This is a genomic window from Streptomyces sp. ASQP_92, assembly GCF_025399895.1.
Taxonomy (GTDB): Bacteria; Actinomycetota; Actinomycetes; order Streptomycetales; family Streptomycetaceae; genus Streptomyces.
Map to the genome: position 1 here is coordinate 106827 of NZ_JAODUA010000009.1, position 17306 is coordinate 124132.

Here is a 17306-nt window from a genome sequence, read left to right on the forward strand (position 1 = left end):
GACGAGGGTGGGATAGCGCGTGCGCAGGCGCTTCTTGGGCTTGACCGCGGCGGTTGCCGCATTCGGCATGACGGCAGTGCTCTCGGGATGCGGCGGGGAGAGCGGGTCCGGCGACGTCACGCTCAAGCTGGTGGCCGCCGACTACGACATAGCCGGCGGCAGCAGCACGAAGACGTACTGGCACAACGTTGTCGAGGACTTCGAGAAGAAGAACCCGAACATCAAGGTCGACGTCCAGATCTTCTCCTGGGACGTCGTCGACGCCAAGGTCGCCGAGATGGTGAAGGCGGGCAACGCCCCCGACATCGCGCAGATCGGCGCGTACTCCGACTACGCGTCCAGCGGCAAGCTCTACAGCGTCGACCAGCTCCTCTCCATCCCCGTCGAGGCCAACTTCCTGTCGCCGCTCGCCGACGCGGGCAACGTCAAGCGCGTCCAGTACGGCATGCCGTTCGTCGCCTCCACCCGGCTGCTGTTCTACAACCAGACGCTGTTCGAGCAGGCACACATCAAGCCGCCCACCACCTGGGCCGAGATCGCCTCGGACGCCAAGGCGCTCAAGGCCAAGGGTGTGAAGACCCCCTTCGCGCTGCCGCTCGGCAGCGAGGAGGCGCAGGCCGAGACCATGATGTGGATGCTCAGCGACAACGGTGGCTACACCAACACCGTCGACGGCTACGACATCGACTCACCCGAGAACATCCAGGCCTTCGACTGGCTCAAGGCCAACCTGGTGGAGCCCGAACTGACCGGCCCGGTCGCGCCCGGCAAGCTCAACCGGCAGGACGCGTTCGACGCGTTCGCGAAGGGGGAGGTCGGCATGTTGAACGGCCACCCCTCGCTGATGGAGGCGGCCAAGAAGAAGGGCGTCAAGTTCGGCATGGTCCCGCTGCCCGGGCAGAACGGCCAGGCCAAGGCGGCGATGGGTGTCGCCGACTGGATCATGGGCTTCAAGCAGGGCGGGCACCGGGCGCAGATCGGGAAGTTCCTGGACTTCACCTTCTCCGACGAGAACGTGCTCAAGTTCGCCGACCAGTACGACCTGCTGCCGTCCACGGTGACGGCGTCCTCCGCGATGGCCGCGGACCCCAAGCACAAGGAACTCAAGCCGTTCCTGGCGGCCCTTCCGACGTCCGAGCTGCCTCCGGTGGGCAAGACGTCGTGGCCGAAGGTGAGTGAGACGGTGAAGAAGAAGATCGGGTCGGCGGTGGCGCCGGGGGGGTCTCCGAAGTCGGTACTTCAGGACATCGCGAAGGTGGCGATGGACGCGGAGAACGCCGAATAACCCGGGGTTCCTTGGGGCTCCGCCCCAAACCCCGGGGGTGTTTTCCCACCCACCCGCCCGTGCGGGGGGTTGGTTGGCCCCGGGCCCCTGGGGCTCCGCCCCAGACCCCGGCCCTTTGCCCACCCGCCCACCCGTGCAGGGGGTTGGCTGGCTCCGGGCCCCCTGGGGCTCCCGCCCCAGGCCCCGGGCATCTTTGCCCATCCGCCCACCCGTGCATCGGGGTTGGAGGGTTCCGGGACCTCTGGGGCTCTGCCCCAGACCCCGTTCGCGCCTGAACGGCGCTCGTCCTCAAACGCCGGACGGGCTGAAATGCCCGATGCGGGCCAGCACCAGTAGCGCTAAGGGGCGCGGGGAACTGCGCGAGTAGCGACCACGGTCCGCAGGCCGAAGGCCTTTAGGGGCGCGGGGAACTGCGCGAAAAGCGACCACGGTCCGCGGGTGGAGGCGGTTGTTTGGGGCGCGGGGAACTGCGCAAGACGCGGGCACGGTCCGCAGGATCGAGAGGATCAGGGGCGCGGGGAACTGCGCGGGAGGTGGGTCGGCGGGGGCCGTACCGGGACGCGAGGCCGTTACCGTGGATCGCATGGCAGAACACGACCTGGACGCCCGCGCCCGCGCCGTACTCCACCTGGAGACCCGCCCGTGGCCCACCCCCGGCGCCAAGGAACGAGCCATCCGGGAGGAGCTGGGGGTCTCCCCGACCCGCTACTACCAGCTTCTCAACGCCCTCCTCGACGACACCCGCGCCCTCGCCCACGACCCCGTCACGATCAACCGGCTGCGCCGCGTCCGCGAGGAACAGCGAGGCCGACGATGACGTACGCGCCCGTGCTCCCGCCCTTGCGCCATACGTGCACCCACCCCTGCCCCGCCGGAGCCCTATAGGGTCGGTGTCATGGGAAACCGACCGGAACCCCTGCCGACCCCCGTCACCCAGTACGGCCGTGACGGCCTCGCCGCGATCCTCGCGCGACCGGAGCGAGCCGTGATCGCCGTCGACTTCGACGGCACGCTCGCCGAGATCGTCGCCGATCCCGAACAGGCCCGCGCCCACCCCGACGCCGTACCCGCGCTGGCCGCGCTCGCCCCGCACGTGGCGTCCGTCGCCGTGGTCACCGGCCGGCCGGCCGGGGTCGCGGTCCGCTACGGAGGCTTCGCGGGCGTACCGGGCCTGGAGCACCTCGTGGTCCTGGGCCACTACGGAGCGGAGCGCTGGGACGCGGTCACCGGCACCGTCCACACCCCCGACCCGCACCCGGGCGTGGCCGCCGCCCGCGCCGAACTCCCCGGATTCCTGGAGGCCCACGGCGCGTGGCGGGGCACCTGGGTGGAGGAGAAGGGGCAGGCCGTCGCGGTCCACACTCGGCGGGCCCAAGACCCCCAGGCCGCCTTCGAGGCCCTGCGCGCACCCCTCACCGACCTGGCGGCCCAGCACGGACTGGTCATCGAACCCGGCCGGATGGTCCTGGAGTTGAGGCCCCCCGGCATGGACAAGGGGGTGGCGCTCACGGCGTATCTGCGCGAGGTGGGCGCGGAGTCGGTGCTGTACGCGGGCGACGACCTGGGCGACCTGCCCGCGTTCGGGGCGGTGGAGAAGTTGCGGTCGGAGGGCGTGCCGGGTCTGTTGGTGGCCGCGGACACGGTCATCGAGGAACTGGCCGAAAGGGCGGACCTGTTGCTGTCGGGCCCCGCGACTGTGGCGACCTTCCTGAAGTCCCTGTCGACCCACCTGTAACCCGTCGGCCGGGCGCGGGCCCCCATCCCCGCGCCCCCAACCCGCCCCGCCCTTGCGGCCGCGCCCACGCCTTGCGCAGTTCCCCGCGCCCCTAGACCCTCTCGATCCTGCGGACCGTGCCCGCCTCTGCACAGTTCCTCGCGCCCCAAAAGAACCCGCCTTCGTCTGCCGACCGTGCTCGCTTTTCGCGCAGTTCCCCGCGCCCCTAAAAGCCCTTCGGTCCGCGGACCGCGGTCGCTTCTCGCGCAGTTCCCCGCGCCCCTTAACTACTCGGTGCCGGCCAGCGCAGGGCACCTCAGCCCGTCCGGCGATTGAGGACGAGCGCCCTTAAGGCGCGAACGGGGTCTGGGGCGGAGCCCCAGGGTTCCCGGCACCCTCCAACCCTGCGCCTACGGGCGGGTGGGTGGGAAAACGCCCCGGGGTCTGGGGCGGAGCCCCAGGGTGCCGGAACCATCCAACCCGCTGCACGGGCGGGTGGGTGGGAAAACACCCCAGGGCCGGGGGCGGAGCCCCCAAGGGCTTACGGGGCCAGCGCCTTGAGCTGGCTCAGGAACCAGCCCCGCGGGGGCAACGCCGTCCCCGCCGCCGCCAACCGCTTCGTCCGCTCCCCCCGCTCCCCCTCCCCCATACTCAGCGCCGCGTGCAACGCGGAAGCCGTCCCCGTCACGTCGTACGGGTTCACGACCAACGCGTCCTGCCCGAGCTCCTCGTACGCCCCCGCCTCCCGCGACAGCACCAGCACGCACCCCGCGTCCGACACGACCGGCACCTCCTTCGCGACGAGGTTCATCCCGTCCCGGACGGGGTTCACGAGGGCGACGTCCGCGAGCCGGTACGCGGCGAGCGAGCGCGCGAAGTCGTCCTGGACATGCAGCACGACCGGGGTCCAACTCTCCGTACCGTACGAGGAGTTGATCTCTGCGGCGACCCGCGCGACCTCCTCCGTGTACTCCCGGTAGACCGCCAGATCCTGCCGGGAGGGGTACGCGAAGGCGACGTGCACGACCCGCTCGCGCCACTCGGGGTGCTCATCGAGGAGGTGCCGGTAGGCGAGCAGACCCCGCACGATGTTCTTGGACAGCTCGGTGCGGTCGACCCGCACGATCGTCTTGCGGCCCGCCCCGATCTGCTCGCGCAGCGCGGCCATCCGCTCCTCGACGTCGGGCTCGTGCGAGCGCCGCCGCAGGAAGTCTCCGTCCGCCCCGAGCGGGTGGACGGCGATCTCCGTCTCGCGCGAAGGCAGTGACCCGGCAGGCGCGTGCCGGAAGAAGGCCCGCCCGGCCCCGCCCTGCCCCCCGGCCCCGGCCCCGGCACCGTCCCCGGCGCCCCCCATGGCACTCGAACCGAACAGCTCACCCTCGTCCGCCGGCAGCACCCCCGCCACCGACGCCATGAACGCCGACGCCCACCGCCGGGTCAGGAACCCGAGCCGGTCGGCGCCCAGCATGCCCCGCAGGAGCCGGCGCGCGATGTCGTCCGGCAGCATCCGGAAGTAGTCCACCGGCGCCCACGGCGTGTGCGAGAAGTGACCGATGCGCAGGTCGGGGCGCATTTCGCGGAGCATGCCCGGCACGAGCGCGAGGTGGTAGTCCTGCACCATCACCCGCGCCCCGTCGCCCGCCTCGGCCGCGAGCGCCTCGGCGAAGGCCCGGTTGTACGTCTCGTACGACGCCCACTGCCGCCGGAACTCCGCGTCGAAGACCGGCTCGAGCGGCGTCTGGTACAGCATGTGCTGGACGAACCACAGCACGGAATTGGCGATGCCGTTGTACGCGTCGGCGAACACCTCGGCATCGATGTCCAGCATCCGGACGCCGTTCTCACCGACGCCCCGCCGCACCGCCTCGCGGTCCCCCTCGCCGAGCGCCGCGCACACCCACACCGACTCCACGTCCGAGCCGATCGCGCTGAGCCCGGAGACGAGCCCGCCCCCGCCCCGCTTGGGCTCCAGGGAGCCGTCGTCCTTCAGGGCGTACGAGACGGGGCCTCGATTGGAGGCGAGGAGTACCTGGGCCCGGGGGGCTGCGTGCGTGGTGACCATATTGCGGAACCTAGCCCGCCCCGCGATCCCTCAAACACCCGTGCGCCCACCCCCGTGGACGGGATCCGGCCACGCTGGGCCCCCGAAGGCACCGCAGGCCATGCCACCGCTATGCCACCGGGAAAGCGCCGCCCGCCGTGTCACCGCTATGCCGCCCGAAGGCACCGCCCGCCATGCCCCCGCTATGCCGCCCGGTGGACCGCGTACTCCTCGATCTCCCGCATCGGCGGCCGCTCCTCGGTGTCCACCGCGTAGGTGCGCGGTACGAAGCCGTGCTCGCCGCGCTCGAACTGGGTCAGCTCGGGCCGTACGAGCTGGCCGCGGGCGAGCCGCGACTGCGCGGTGCGGTAGATCGCGGCGGCCATCCGGCCGAGCGCCTGCCCGTCCTGGTGGCGGTGCTTGCGTACGCCCACGTCGACCTGGGCCAGCGCGTCGAGGCCCACCGTGTGCAGCGAGTCGACGAGCAGCGCCAGCTCCACCCCGTACCCGACGGGGAACGGCAGCCGTTCCAGGAGGGAGCGCCTGGCCGCGTACTCGCCGCCCAACGGCTGTACCACTCCGGCCAGTTGGGGCCAGTGCAGATTGAGCAGCGGGCGCGCCACGAGCTCGGTGACCCGCCCGCCCTGAAGCGCACTCCCTCCAGGGCTCCCACCCGGGCCCCCACCCGCGCCCTCACGGATGTCCGCGTTCGCCAAAGGCGCGTCGGCCCCGTCCGACAGGAGCGCGTCGGCCCCGTCCAGGAAGGGGCGGTCGTACATCGCCTTGACGAAGGCCACGTCCGGGTCGGTCAGGAGCGGCCCGACGATGCCGGAGACGAACCCGGCGTCGAAGTCCCTCAGGTCGGCGTCGACGAAACACACGACGTCGCCGCTGGTCACCAGGAGCGAGCGCCACAGCACCTCGCCCTTGCCGGGCAGCGCGGGAACGCGGGGCAGGATCGCGTCGCGGTGCACGACCCGGGCGCCGGCCTCGGCCGCGACCTCGGCGGTACGGTCGCGGGAGCCGGAGTCGACGACCACGAGTTCGTCGACGAGCGGCACCGCGTCGGTCATCAGCTCGCGCCGGATCGTGGCCACGATGGCGCCGACCGTGGCTTCCTCGTCGAGCGCCGGCAACACGACACTGACCGTCGTCCCCGTGCGGTGTTTCGCGGCCAGCATCCGGTCCAGCGGACGCTCGGCCGCGGCCCAGGAACGCCTGCTCAGCCAGCGTTCCACCTCTTCCAGCACGGCTCCTGGCCTCCTTGTGTGATCCATCTCGCGGTTCGGACGTCTATCTCAACCGTCCGGGGCTTCGGTTACAGTCTTGAACAACGCGAGGGACCGTCGCATGCCGGGGGTCCTCACGCCGACAATCAAATACCGCTCATCCAGAGGGGCAGAGGGAAACGGCCCGTTGAAGCCCCGGCAACCCTCCAGTCGGTTCTCGTCGATCAAGACCACGAGGCCACCGGCTAGGGAAGGTGCCAAATCCGTCTCATGGCGAAGTTCGCCCTGAGGAAGATGAGGAGAAAGGGCCTCCCCTCCATGTCTGCACAGACCGTTGAAAGCCGTACCTCCGCCGAGAACACTTCCGGCGCCTCCGGTTCCGCCAACGCCTCCACCCGTGCTTCCGTGAACACTCCCGTGGATCTCGGTCCGGCGTCCGCGCTTTCCTGCCGCGAGTGCGGCCAGCGTTTCGAACTTGGCCCGATCTTCGCCTGCGAACTGTGTTTCGGACCGCTCGAAGTGGCTTATGACCTGCCGCTCGGCGACCCCGAGGCGCTGCGCAAGCGGATCGAGGCGGGCCCGGAGAACATCTGGCGTTACGCGCCGCTGCTGCCCGTCCCCGCCGACGTGGCCGACAAGCCGAACCTGAATCCGGGCTTCACCAAGCTGGTCAAGGCCGAGAACCTGGCGCGCGAGCTGGGCGTCGAGCCGGGCAAGCTGTTCGTCAAGGACGACTCCGGCAACCCGACGCACTCCTTCAAGGACCGCGTCGTCGCCCAGGCCCTCGAAGCCGCCCGCGCCTTCGGCTTCACCACGCTCTCCTGCTCCTCCACCGGCAACCTCGCCGGCGCGGTCGGCGCCGCCGCCGCGCGGGCCGGCTTCCGCTCCTGCGTGTTCATCCCGCACGACCTGGAGCAGGGCAAGGTCGTCATGGCCGCGGTGTACGGCGGCGAGCTCGTCGGCATCGAGGGCAACTACGACGACGTGAACCGCTTCTGCTCCGAGCTCATCGGCGACCCGCTGGGCGAGGGCTGGGGCTTCGTCAACGTCAACCTGCGTCCGTACTACGGCGAGGGTTCCAAGACGCTGGCGTACGAGATCTGCGAGCAGCTCGGCTGGCAGCTCCCGGACCAGCTCGTCATCCCGATCGCCTCGGGCTCCCAGCTCACCAAGATCGACAAGGGACTTCAGGAGCTGATCAAGCTCGGCCTCGTCGAGGACAAGCCGTACAAGATCTTCGGCGCCCAGGCCGAGGGCTGCTCCCCGGTGTCGACCGCCTTCAAGGCCGGACACGACGTCGTACGCCCCCAGAAGCCGGACACCATCGCCAAGTCGCTCGCCATCGGCAACCCGGCGGACGGCCCGTACGTCCTGGACATCGCGCGCCGTACGGGCGGGGCGGTGGAGGACGTCGACGACGAGCAGATCGTGGACGCCATCAAGCTGCTCGCCCGCACCGAGGGGATCTTCGCGGAGACCGCGGGCGGTGTGACGGTCGGCGTCACCAAGAAGCTCATCGAGGCCGGTCTCCTCGACCCCTCGCTCACCACGGTGGTGCTCAACACCGGTGACGGGCTCAAGACCCTGGACGCGGTGGCCGCCACGTCCCAGGCGACCGCGACCATCCGCCCGAGCCTGGACGCCTTCCGCGACGCGGGCCTCGCCCACTGAGCGATCCCTCGCCCGCTGGGCGATGAAGTGGGGCTCACTGGGCCATTGCGCCACTGCCCCATTGAGCCACTGCCGAACGACTAGGAGCACCGAACCATGAGCGTGAACGTCCGCATCCCCACGATCCTGCGCACCTACACCGGCGGCCAGGCCGAGGTCGCCGCCGAGGGCGCGACGCTGGCCGAGGTCATCGCCGACCTGGAGAAGAACCACACCGGCATCGCCGCGCGCGTCCTGGACGACCAGGGCAAGCTGCGCCGCTTCGTCAACGTGTACGTCAACGACGACGACGTGCGCTTCGAGCAGGGCTTGGAGACGGCCACGCCCGACGGCGCCGGTGTTTCGATCATTCCGGCGGTGGCGGGCGGCTGATCGCTCCCGCGTTTGTTTTCGGAATTGCCCCCTCCGCAAGAGAAGCGGAGGGGGCAATTCAACATGGTTGAGCGGGGTACAGTTGGGGAAGCCCCCTCGCTTCCGGCGCCGAGCGCATATGAGAACGCGACAACGTGGGGCCAAAGTATGCGAGCCCTTTGCGCCCTAAGTGCGCTTTTGCCCGGCCCGACTTGCCCCGGAATGTTGAATTGATGGCATTCCGCTCCCCGAGTGCGCCCGGAATTCTCGTCCGATTGACCTGTTGCAGAGGGCAGTTGGGCAGATACATTCAGCCGCGGTCGACGCGTTCCGGCGCACACCCTCTCCTGTCGGAGGGTGCAGGTCTGACCCGGGTCCGCGAAGTGTGGTCCCGTGCAAGGGCCAGTAATAGGGGAGTTAGGCATGGCTCAGGGCACCGTCAAGTGGTTCAACGCGGAGAAGGGGTACGGCTTCATCGCGGTCGACGGTGGTGCGGATGTTTTCGTCCACTACAGCGCGATCCAGATGGACGGTTACCGCACCCTTGAAGAAGGTCAGCGAGTCGAGTTCGAGATCTCGCAAGGCCAGAAGGGTCCGCAGGCGGACATGGTCAAGCTCGCCGTCTGATCTCGGCGCGATCGACCACCGACGCACGCACGCATGAAGGGGGCCACCCACCAGGGTGGCCCCCTCCACGCGTCCCTACCGCCCCCCAAACACCCCGTCCCCAACGGCCGAGATGACCTGTGCTGGCCGCCATCGAGTTACTTAGGGGCGCGGGGAACTGCGCGACCAGCCACGCACGGCCCGCGGCCGAAACGGGGGTTTGGGGGCGCGGGGAACTGCGCACGACCGCGGCCCGCGGCCGAATCCGGGTTTTGGGGGCGCGGGGAACTGCGCGACCAGCCACGCACGGCCCGCGGCCGAAACCGGGTTGAAGGGGCGCGGGGAACTGCGCAAGAAGCGCCCCGCCCCCCAGGGGACCCGCGCCCGCCCCCTCGCCGGGGGGCACCCGACCGAAGCCCCACCCGGCAAGTGAGGCCCCCGGTTCAAGAGACTCGCTTGCACTCGCAGGTACCGAGTGCTAATCATTGGCGTTAGCACTCTCCGAGTGAGAGTGACAGAACTTGGATCGGGTCAGTGAGGCCCGCAGCCCATGTGGGGCAAGGAACCACAAGGGATGCAGGCCGTCCGTCGCGGGCGCCGACGCGGTCCACGAAGAACGCCACCCCTGTCCGGGAGGACCACTTCACATGGCCAAGATCATCGCGTTCGACGAGGAGGCACGGCGCGGTCTCGAGCGCGGGATGAACCAGCTCGCCGACGCCGTCAAGGTCACCCTCGGCCCCAAGGGCCGCAACGTCGTCCTCGAGAAGAAGTGGGGCGCCCCCACGATCACCAACGATGGTGTTTCCATCGCCAAGGAGATCGAGCTCGAGGACCCGTACGAGAAGATCGGCGCCGAGCTGGTCAAGGAAGTCGCCAAGAAGACGGACGACGTCGCCGGTGACGGAACGACCACCGCGACCGTCCTCGCCCAGGCCCTGGTGCGCGAGGGTCTGCGCAACGTGGCCGCCGGCGCCAACCCGATGGCCCTGAAGCGCGGCATCGAGAAGGCCGTCGAGGCCGTCTCCGCCGCCCTCCTGGAGCAGGCGAAGGATGTTGAGACCAAGGAGCAGATCGCTTCTACGGCCTCCATCTCCGCCGCCGACACCCAGATCGGCGAGCTCATCGCCGAGGCGATGGACAAGGTCGGCAAGGAAGGCGTCATCACGGTCGAGGAGTCGCAGACCTTCGGTCTGGAGCTCGAGCTCACCGAGGGCATGCGCTTCGACAAGGGCTACATCTCGGCGTACTTCGCCACCGACATGGAGCGTATGGAGGCGTCGCTCGACGACCCGTACATCCTGATCGTCAACTCGAAGATCAGCTCGGTCAAGGACCTGCTGCCGCTCCTCGAGAAGGTCATGCAGTCCGGCAAGCCGCTGCTGATCATCGCCGAGGACGTCGAGGGCGAGGCCCTGTCGACCCTGGTCGTCAACAAGATCCGTGGCACCTTCAAGTCCGTCGCCGTCAAGGCTCCGGGCTTCGGCGACCGCCGCAAGGCCATGCTCGGTGACATCGCCATCCTCACGGGCGGCACCGTCATCTCCGAGGAGGTCGGCCTCAAGCTGGAGAACGCCGGTCTCGACCTGCTCGGCCGCGCCCGCAAGGTCGTCATCACCAAGGACGAGACGACGATCGTCGACGGCTCCGGTGACAGCGACCAGGTCCAGGGCCGTGTCAACCAGATCCGCGCCGAGATCGAGAACAGCGACTCGGACTACGACCGCGAGAAGCTCCAGGAGCGCCTCGCCAAGCTCGCCGGCGGCGTGGCCGTCATCAAGGCGGGCGCGGCCACCGAGGTCGAGCTCAAGGAGCGCAAGCACCGCATCGAGGACGCCGTTCGCAACGCGAAGGCGGCCGTCGAGGAGGGCATCGTCGCCGGTGGTGGCGTGGCCCTGCTCCAGGCCTCCGCGGTGTTCGACAAGCTTGAGCTCGAGGGTGACGAGGCGACCGGCGCCAAGGCCGTGAAGCTGGCCCTGGAGGCCCCGCTCAAGCAGATCGCCGTCAACGGTGGTCTCGAGGGTGGCGTCATCGTCGAGAAGGTGCGCAACCTGCCCGTCGGCCACGGCCTGAACGCCGCGACCGGTGAGTACGTCGACATGATCGCCGAGGGCATCATCGACCCGGCGAAGGTCACGCGCTCCGCGCTCCAGAACGCCGCCTCCATCGCGGCGCTCTTCCTCACCACCGAGGCCGTCATCGCCGACAAGCCGGAGAAGGCCGCCGCGGCCGCTCCGGGCGGCATGCCGGGCGGTGACATGGACTTCTGATCCCAACGGATCGGTGGTTCACGGCAGTTCGCTGCCAAAGGTGTACGCCGAGGGCGGCATCCCCATCGCTGGGGGTGCCGCCCTCGGCCGTTCGTTCTTCGTGCCGACCGAACCAGACGGCCTACGGAAAACCGAAGGTCGATACGGGTGCTGGCGCCATGGTGCGAGGGCTCGGGTCCGGGCAAGCTTGAGACACAGCGAGGGCCGATGGGACGCCTCGACTGGCATCCACTGGCATCAACTGGCATCAATCCGGGGGACGTTCATGACCACCACACGACTGCGTACCCGCTCCGTCGCGGCCGTGCCACTCACCGCCCTGACCGCCCTCACCGTCCTCGCGGTGGGCGCACTCGCAGGATGCGGCCCGATGATGGACAGCACCACCTTCAAGGACGACGCGACCGTCAAGGACACGATCACGGCGGTACGGATAGACGGGACGTCGGACGGCTTCCGGGTGCGCGGAAAGCAGGGTCTCGCCAAGGCCGCCGTGCACCGCGAGGTCACCTACCGGGGCAAGAAGAAGCCGACGGAACCGACGTACCGCGTGGAGAACGGCGTCCTGGTCCTCGGCGGCTGCGCGGGCCACTGCTCGGTGGACTACGTGGTGGACGTCCCGGCCGGCATCCCGGTCACGGGCTCCACCAGGGCGGGCGGCCTGAGCCTGTCCTCGGTCGGCCAGGTCCAGGTGTCGACGAGTGACGGCGGCGTGAAGGTGCGCGGAGCGACGGGCCCGGTCGACATCCGCACGAGCAACGGCTCGATCGACGCGAACGGCTTGAAGGGCACGGCCACGACGGCCCGCACGTCCAACGGCGCCATCACCCTCACCCCCGCCACGGTGCAGGACGTCACGGCCCAGACCAGCAACGGCAGCATCACGGTGACGGCTCCACGCGCCCCCTACCGGGTCTCGGCCCAGTCCAGCCACGGACACAAGGCCCTCGGCATACCCGACGCCCCCTCGGCCGCCCACCACCTGACCCTGACCACGGCCAACGGCGGCATCACCCTGAAGCAGGCCACATAGCCGCCCCGAACGCGTCATCTCCCGCGCCACATTGGCCAGTTTTGGGCACTGTTCGCACTGGTACGACTGTGAACTGCAATGACCGCTGGCTAGAGTTGTGGGGCAAGGGCTGTACGGGGGAGGGGTTTTGGCAACCAACGAGGACAAGGGCGCGCCGCAGTCGCCGCCCTGGCAGTTCGGCATGCTCGGCCTGGGGGCGGCCGCTGCGGGCGACGTGGTCACCGAACTGTCGTCCTTCACAAACTTCCAGCGGCGGGTCGACGAACTGATCCGCACCCTCAAGGGTTCACCGGCCGGCCCCGGCCAGGTGGGCCAGGAGCGCCTGGCACGAGACCAGTTCGGCGGCGGGGCCGGCGCGTTCACCGAAGCCTCGGGCCTGTTCACCTCGTACGAGACGGTGATCACCGAGCTGGAGAATCTGTCCCGCCTCCTGTCGGACTCCATCGAAGGCATGGGCATCGCGGTGCTGGCCTCCCACAAGGGCTACCAGAACATCGACGCGGACATCCGCGAACGGATGGCCGCGATCAGCGCGGAAGCAAAGAAGCATTACGGGGGCGACTACCACCCCGAGCAGCCGAACCAGAACAAGCCGATGCCGAAGCCGTCGGGCGGCGACGCCGGAGGAACGATCTGATGGGCGGCAGCACGCCCTTCGAGGGCATGAGCCACGAAGCCATGCTGGCCTGGCTGGACCAGGCGAACAGCGGCACCGTGCAGGGCGCCGCCGACCGCCTGGCGGCCGCGGCCAAGGAGATCCGGAAGATCGCGGACGACTTGAAGGTCCGCCCCCAATGGGTCGAGTGGAAGGGCGCGGGCGCGGACGCCTTCCGCACCTGGAGCGCCGACCTGGCCAACGCGACCCTGCGCCTGGGCGACTTCAGCGAAGACTCCTCAAAATGGCTGGGCCACGCCTCCGACGCCATCGCCACGGCCCAGGCCGCCATCCCCCGCGACCAGACGGGCGCACAAGGAAACCTGGCCGCGGCCAAGGCCGCACACAACGACCCGGACGCGTCGATGATCGCCCGCAAGTCGACGTCCGAACTGGCGGCACTGGAAGCCGACAAGGAGAAGGTCCGGCAGGAGGCCGTCGCCCAGATGCGGAAGCTGGGCCAGGCGTACGAGCAGTCTGCGACGCAGATGAACGGCTTGGTACGGCCGAAGTTTCCGCCGCCGCCGGCGACGATTGCGCCGGATAACGACGGTTCTCTCCGTCGTACTGGAGTCGATCTTGACTCAGGCGGTACGGGTCTAGGTACTTCCTCTCCTGGCCACGCCGCCCCAGCAGGGTCCGTGCGTTCAGGAGCCTCAACCTCCGCTGCTCCCAATCCGTCGCAGCAGCCTGATCTCTCCTCACCAGAGCGTTTTGTGCTGGCGGAGGCGCCGCGACCTGCGCGGATGGATGTCGACTCGGTGGCCTCGTTGCCGCCCGCAGTACGGACACCAGGATCTGCCAGGAGCGCGCTGGGACTGACCGTCAGTGAGACGCCGGTAACACGTGTGTCTCCGCCGATTTTCGGCGGAGGGTTGAGCGTGCCATCCACCGCAATTGGCCCGGAGCGGCCGTCGGCCGGGGAGCGATCCCTGGTGGAGCCCCGGCAGAGCCGTTCCAGCCGTAACTCCGTGCGGCTGCCCGGTGGCAGTCCCGGGATCACGGGTGGTCGCCCCGTTCCAGCTCCACAGGGCCGACCGAATGGTGGCATTCCCAAGGGAACAGTCGTAGGGGTAGGGGAAACCGAAGGCCACGGCACGACGAGGCCCATTACCGGAGCGGGTCCTGTCGGGCAGGCAATGGGTCGGCCGGGAGCGGCGCCTGGTCACGCTTCGCTTACGCCACGCAGCGGGGTGAGTGGGGGAAGCACACAGCAGTCGGGGCGCGTTGCCGGCACCCGTGCCGCATCGACTGGTGCAGGAGCGGAACGAGGAGGCGTATCGGGCGGAAGGCCGGTCGTTGGGAATGCGGGCGGTGGAGGCCAGGGTGGCGGGCGACTGCCCAGGGACTCGCAAAGAGGAAAATCACGGCGTGAGGCAGGCGATAACGTCCGCGGCCACCTCGTCGAAGACGACGAGACATGGCTGCGGGACGACCCACGCGTTGTGCCGCCGGTCATCGACTGATGCGTACAAGAAAGGCGCGAGGGAAGCTCATGCCATTGAGCAGTGTTCGGCGCAAGCGTGGGTCCGCAGCCGTATTGGCATTGTGCGGCGTGCTGTTGCTGAGTGCCGCCGCCGCGCCTGCCTGGGCGCAGTCGACACGCGAGAAGCAGTGGTTCCTCGACGCCATGAAGGCCGACGATATGTGGCGAACCAGTACAGGCACGGGCGTCACCGTTGCCGTGATCGACTCAGGCGTCGACTCAAACAATCCCGATCTGCTCGGACAAGTGCTGCCAGGCAAGGACTTCGCACAGGACCAGCCGGGGGACGCACGCGCCGACTATGAGGGTCATGGCACAAGCATGGCCGGGTTGATCGCTGGGACGGGGGCACGCGACGGCGGAGGCGGGGCTTTTGGCCTTGCCCCGGGCGTGAAAATTCTTCCAGTCCGCTTGCCTAAAGCAGGTGACGCCGCCAACCAGGCCGAAGGCGACAAGCGGTTCAACGCGGTTGCGCCCCAGGCGATCCGCTATGCGGCCGACGCAGGCGCGAAAGTCATCAATCTCTCTCTGGGCAGAGCCGCAGGCTCTGCCCAGCTGACCGCAGCGGTGAAGTACGCCCTGAACAAGGGATCGCTGGTGTTTGCCGCGGTCGGGAACAGTGGCGACAGCGACAACCGGGTCGAATACCCGGCCGCCACACCAGGCGTGGTGGGCGTAGGGGCAGTGGGTAAGGACCTTCGCAGGACCGCGTGGTCTGAATACGGCCCCCAGGTGGACATGGCCGCCCCCGGCGCCGAGATGGTCCACCCCTGCGGAGGCAAAACCGGCCTCTGTAAAACCGACGGCACAAGCGACGCCACCGCCCTGGCCTCCGCCTCCGCCGCCCTGATCTGGTCCAAGCACCCGACCTGGACCAACAACCAGGTGCTCCGAGTCATGCTCAACACCATTGGCGCCCCCACCGACGGGTCGAAGCGGAACGACTCGATCGGCTACGGCATCGTCCGCCCCCGGATCGCCCTGGAGAACCCAGGCGACCCGGGCCCGGCCGACGTGTACCCCCTGCCCGACCTCGCGCCGTCGACCGCGCCCCCGGCGCCGAGTCCGGCCGGCACTCCGGCCAAGGCAGAAGCGGTTCAGGCTACCGAGTCTGAGAAGCGGCCAACTGGCGCTGTCATTTGGGGGGTTGGGGCCGCGGGCGCCCTGGTCGTAGCTCTAGGTTTTTGGGCTCTGCGCAAGCGTCGCCAACGAGTCGGCGCCCACTGAGCCCTGGTCTAAAGGGAGTAGTCCTTCAACCCCTCGGTTTCCAGAGTGATGCCCAAGGGGGCCGGGAGGGTGACGGTCGCGCCATACGCGTAGGCGGTGATCTCGGCGTAGCGGCCGTCGCGCGGGGCGCTGTGGACGACAACAGCGTCGGCGTCGCGGTCGATGAGGAGGTAGACGGGTAGCCCGGCCTCTGCGTAGCCGTCGCGCTTCTCGACCCGGTCGCGACGGTCTGTGCCGGAGTCGTGAGAGGTGACTTCCACGACCATGAGAACCCCGGCGGGATCAGCCCATTCGCCTTGCCCGGCGAAATGGCCCACCGGTCCGAGCGACCCGTCGGGCCGAGCGCGCCCATTGCGGTAGGTCCCGACCTTCAGACCCTGCTCGGGGTGCAGATCCAGGTCGGGTCGCGCCTGCATGCACTGTCGAAGCAGCCACATGAAGATCGTGACGTGGTCGCCGTCCGGCACGGGCTTGACCTCTAGCTTTCCGTTGATGAACTCAAGAGTCACCGTCTCGGGAGCATGGCGGGCGAGATCTTCGAAGTCCTCGACGGACATCTGGGGGTGCTCGGCGGTGCTGGGGGTCATGGCGTCGCCTCCTCCCCTCCATCGTGCCCCGCCCGGCGCGCGGATGGGCTGCATGGTCATGCGGGTGTCCTCTCGGCCGGGCGGCCCGCCGCCGCGCGGGCCTCGGCGGCCAGGGCGTGGACCCTGGCCGAGGAGAGGGCCGCGCCGGATGGCCGGGGACCCGGTTCGCCTCGGCAGGGGCCGCATTCCCCGCCTGGCAGAGCCTCCGGGCGGCCCGGGGCGCCGCACTTCGCGCACTCCAGGATGCGCAGTACCGGGCGTGGCGGCGGTGGTTCCGGGGGCAGCTTGTTGATGAGGCGGGTCCGGGTGAGGGCGGCCGGGCTGTGGACCGGGGTCGGGAGGCCGGAGGTCACGGCGCGCAGGATGTCCTGTTCCGTCGCGCCGCGCTCGAACCACGTGGCGGCCAGCGGTGCCAGCTCCGCGCACTCCCGCGCCGAGAGAGAAAGCACCGGCGCGGTACGCCCCAGGGCGGCCAGCAGGATCAACGCCCGGCTCCGCAAAGCCGGTTGAGCCGACGGGGGAGCAGGCTGGGGCGGCGGGGGTGGCGGCGACGGTGAACTGTCGTCGCCACCCCCACGGGTGAATTCCGCCCACCACGCGTCGTCCCGCGCCGTACGCGAGAACCAGGTCCGGGTCACCCAGCGGGCGCTGTCCGAGCCGCGCAGATGTTCCCGCCCCCGGCGTAGGTGGCCCGCGTGCACGAGGCGTTGGAGGGCGGTACGCAGGGCGCACTGCCCGTACGGCAGCACCTGGGCCAGCGTCTTCACGGACATGTCCGCGCCCTCGGGAAGCCGGTCTATGTACCCGGCAACAGCCGCCTCGCGTGGCGGAAGGTGCATGAAGTCGTGATTCGTGCGCGGGCGTTGATCGGGAACGCGCCGTTTTCCGTAGCCCGGACTGGCCATCGGATGCCGGTCCGGATGCGCGGCGAAGGGGTCGGCACTAAAGTGGCTGTCAGCCATCGGATCGCCTAACTCGATCGAGGTGGTCGCACCGCCGGATCGGTCTCTTCGATCTTGCGGTCAGCCCCCGGAGGTGTTCTCAGCACCGAAGGGGGCTATTTGCTGTCTGGGACGCTAGACGCTCGTCACCCTCTGTGGCAAGTCGAACGCGGAAAGTGCCGATCGGCTGTGCTGCGAGCCCAACACGCA

15 protein-coding genes and 1 riboswitch are annotated in these 17306 nt (G+C 69.4%); of the genes, 11 read left to right on the forward strand and 4 right to left on the reverse strand.

Annotation, left to right across the window (positions count from 1 at the left end; all coding sequences use genetic code 11):
* The first annotated feature begins 67 nt into the window (after nt 1-67).
* The 3 genes from N4G70_RS20460 to otsB all read left to right on the forward strand — a co-directional run bounded on the left by N4G70_RS20460 (nt 68) and on the right by otsB (nt 3020).
* Nucleotides 68-1285, forward strand: coding sequence for an extracellular solute-binding protein (locus N4G70_RS20460; protein WP_261714120.1), 1218 nt, complete (start codon nt 68-70; stop codon nt 1283-1285).
* Between the two features lie 583 nt (nt 1286-1868).
* A complete protein-coding gene (locus N4G70_RS20465) occupies nt 1869-2102 on the forward strand; it encodes a DUF3263 domain-containing protein (protein WP_261714121.1) in 234 nt (77 codons plus the stop codon).
* A 78-nt stretch (nt 2103-2180) separates the two neighbouring features.
* Complete coding sequence (gene otsB / locus N4G70_RS20470; protein WP_261714122.1) at nt 2181-3020, forward strand: trehalose-phosphatase; 840 nt, start codon at nt 2181-2183, stop codon at nt 3018-3020.
* Between the two features lie 520 nt (nt 3021-3540).
* Here the strand turns inward: otsB and N4G70_RS20475 are convergent.
* Both N4G70_RS20475 and N4G70_RS20480 read right to left on the reverse strand, forming a co-directional pair.
* Nucleotides 3541-5061, reverse strand: coding sequence for a trehalose-6-phosphate synthase (locus N4G70_RS20475; protein WP_261714123.1), 1521 nt, complete (start codon nt 5059-5061; stop codon nt 3541-3543).
* 182 nt (nt 5062-5243) lie between these two features.
* Nucleotides 5244-6290, reverse strand: a complete 1047-nt coding sequence (locus tag N4G70_RS20480; RefSeq protein ID WP_261714124.1) for a glucosyl-3-phosphoglycerate synthase — start codon at nt 6288-6290, stop codon at nt 5244-5246.
* 133 nt (nt 6291-6423) lie between these two features.
* Nucleotides 6424-6570, forward strand: a riboswitch (SAM riboswitch).
* Nucleotides 6571-6587: 17 nt separating this feature from the next.
* Between N4G70_RS20480 and thrC the strand changes: the two genes are divergently transcribed.
* From thrC to mycP, 8 genes are all read left to right on the forward strand, one after another.
* Entirely contained in the window at nt 6588-7940 is a 1353-nt protein-coding gene (thrC, locus tag N4G70_RS20485; protein ID WP_399036180.1) for a threonine synthase, read from the forward strand.
* A gap of 96 nt (nt 7941-8036) precedes the next feature.
* Nucleotides 8037-8312 carry a MoaD/ThiS family protein gene (locus N4G70_RS20490; protein WP_119103018.1) on the forward strand — a complete coding sequence of 92 codons (276 nt, stop codon included), beginning with the start codon at nt 8037-8039 and terminating at the stop codon, nt 8310-8312.
* A 402-nt stretch (nt 8313-8714) separates the two neighbouring features.
* Nucleotides 8715-8918, forward strand: a complete 204-nt coding sequence (locus N4G70_RS20495) for a cold-shock protein (protein ID WP_005315736.1) — start codon at nt 8715-8717, stop codon at nt 8916-8918.
* 626 nt (nt 8919-9544) lie between these two features.
* Nucleotides 9545-11167, forward strand: coding sequence for a chaperonin GroEL (gene groL, locus N4G70_RS20500; protein ID WP_120722186.1), 1623 nt, complete (start codon nt 9545-9547; stop codon nt 11165-11167).
* Between the two features lie 265 nt (nt 11168-11432).
* Entirely contained in the window at nt 11433-12200 is a 768-nt protein-coding gene (locus N4G70_RS20505; RefSeq protein WP_261714125.1) for a DUF4097 family beta strand repeat-containing protein, read from the forward strand.
* A gap of 127 nt (nt 12201-12327) precedes the next feature.
* Nucleotides 12328-12837: a hypothetical protein gene (locus N4G70_RS20510; RefSeq protein ID WP_261714126.1), complete on the forward strand. Its 510-nt coding sequence runs from the start codon at nt 12328-12330 to the stop codon at nt 12835-12837.
* The gene (locus N4G70_RS20515; RefSeq protein WP_261714127.1) at nt 12837-14321 is read left to right on the forward strand and encodes a translation initiation factor IF-2; all 1485 of its coding nucleotides are present in this window, start codon (nt 12837-12839) and stop codon (nt 14319-14321) included. Before N4G70_RS20510 ends, N4G70_RS20515 begins: the two co-directional genes overlap by 1 nt.
* Before the next feature lie 29 nt (nt 14322-14350).
* Nucleotides 14351-15568, forward strand: coding sequence for a type VII secretion-associated serine protease mycosin (gene mycP / locus N4G70_RS20520; protein ID WP_261714128.1), 1218 nt, complete (start codon nt 14351-14353; stop codon nt 15566-15568).
* An 8-nt stretch (nt 15569-15576) separates the two neighbouring features.
* Here mycP and N4G70_RS20525 read toward each other — a convergent pair whose 3' ends face one another.
* Nucleotides 15577-16155, reverse strand: coding sequence for a Uma2 family endonuclease (locus N4G70_RS20525; RefSeq protein ID WP_261714129.1), 579 nt, complete (start codon nt 16153-16155; stop codon nt 15577-15579).
* Nucleotides 16156-16211: 56 nt separating this feature from the next.
* Nucleotides 16212-17117: a hypothetical protein gene (locus N4G70_RS20530; RefSeq protein WP_399036187.1), complete on the reverse strand. Its 906-nt coding sequence runs from the start codon at nt 17115-17117 to the stop codon at nt 16212-16214.
* Nucleotides 17118-17306 lie beyond the last annotated feature (189 nt).

Excerpts from the sequence above, each read along its gene's own strand:
- N4G70_RS20460 (WP_261714120.1), top strand. The coding sequence starts at position 68 with ATGACGGCAGTGCTCTCGGGATGCGGCGGGGAGAGCGGGTCCGGCGAC.
- N4G70_RS20465 (WP_261714121.1), top strand. The coding sequence starts at position 1,869 with ATGGCAGAACACGACCTGGACGCCCGCGCCCGCGCCGTACTCCACCTG.
- otsB (WP_261714122.1), top strand. The coding sequence starts at position 2,181 with ATGGGAAACCGACCGGAACCCCTGCCGACCCCCGTCACCCAGTACGGC.
- N4G70_RS20475 (WP_261714123.1), bottom strand. The coding sequence starts at position 5,061 with ATGGTCACCACGCACGCAGCCCCCCGGGCCCAGGTACTCCTCGCCTCC.
- thrC (WP_399036180.1), top strand. The coding sequence starts at position 6,588 with ATGTCTGCACAGACCGTTGAAAGCCGTACCTCCGCCGAGAACACTTCC.
- N4G70_RS20490 (WP_119103018.1), top strand. The coding sequence starts at position 8,037 with ATGAGCGTGAACGTCCGCATCCCCACGATCCTGCGCACCTACACCGGC.
- N4G70_RS20495 (WP_005315736.1), top strand. The coding sequence starts at position 8,715 with ATGGCTCAGGGCACCGTCAAGTGGTTCAACGCGGAGAAGGGGTACGGC.
- groL (WP_120722186.1), top strand. The coding sequence starts at position 9,545 with ATGGCCAAGATCATCGCGTTCGACGAGGAGGCACGGCGCGGTCTCGAG.
- N4G70_RS20505 (WP_261714125.1), top strand. The coding sequence starts at position 11,433 with ATGACCACCACACGACTGCGTACCCGCTCCGTCGCGGCCGTGCCACTC.
- N4G70_RS20515 (WP_261714127.1), top strand. The coding sequence starts at position 12,837 with ATGGGCGGCAGCACGCCCTTCGAGGGCATGAGCCACGAAGCCATGCTG.
- mycP (WP_261714128.1), top strand. The coding sequence starts at position 14,351 with ATGCCATTGAGCAGTGTTCGGCGCAAGCGTGGGTCCGCAGCCGTATTG.
- N4G70_RS20525 (WP_261714129.1), bottom strand. The coding sequence starts at position 16,155 with ATGACCCCCAGCACCGCCGAGCACCCCCAGATGTCCGTCGAGGACTTC.
- N4G70_RS20530 (WP_399036187.1), bottom strand. The coding sequence starts at position 17,117 with ATGGCTGACAGCCACTTTAGTGCCGACCCCTTCGCCGCGCATCCGGAC.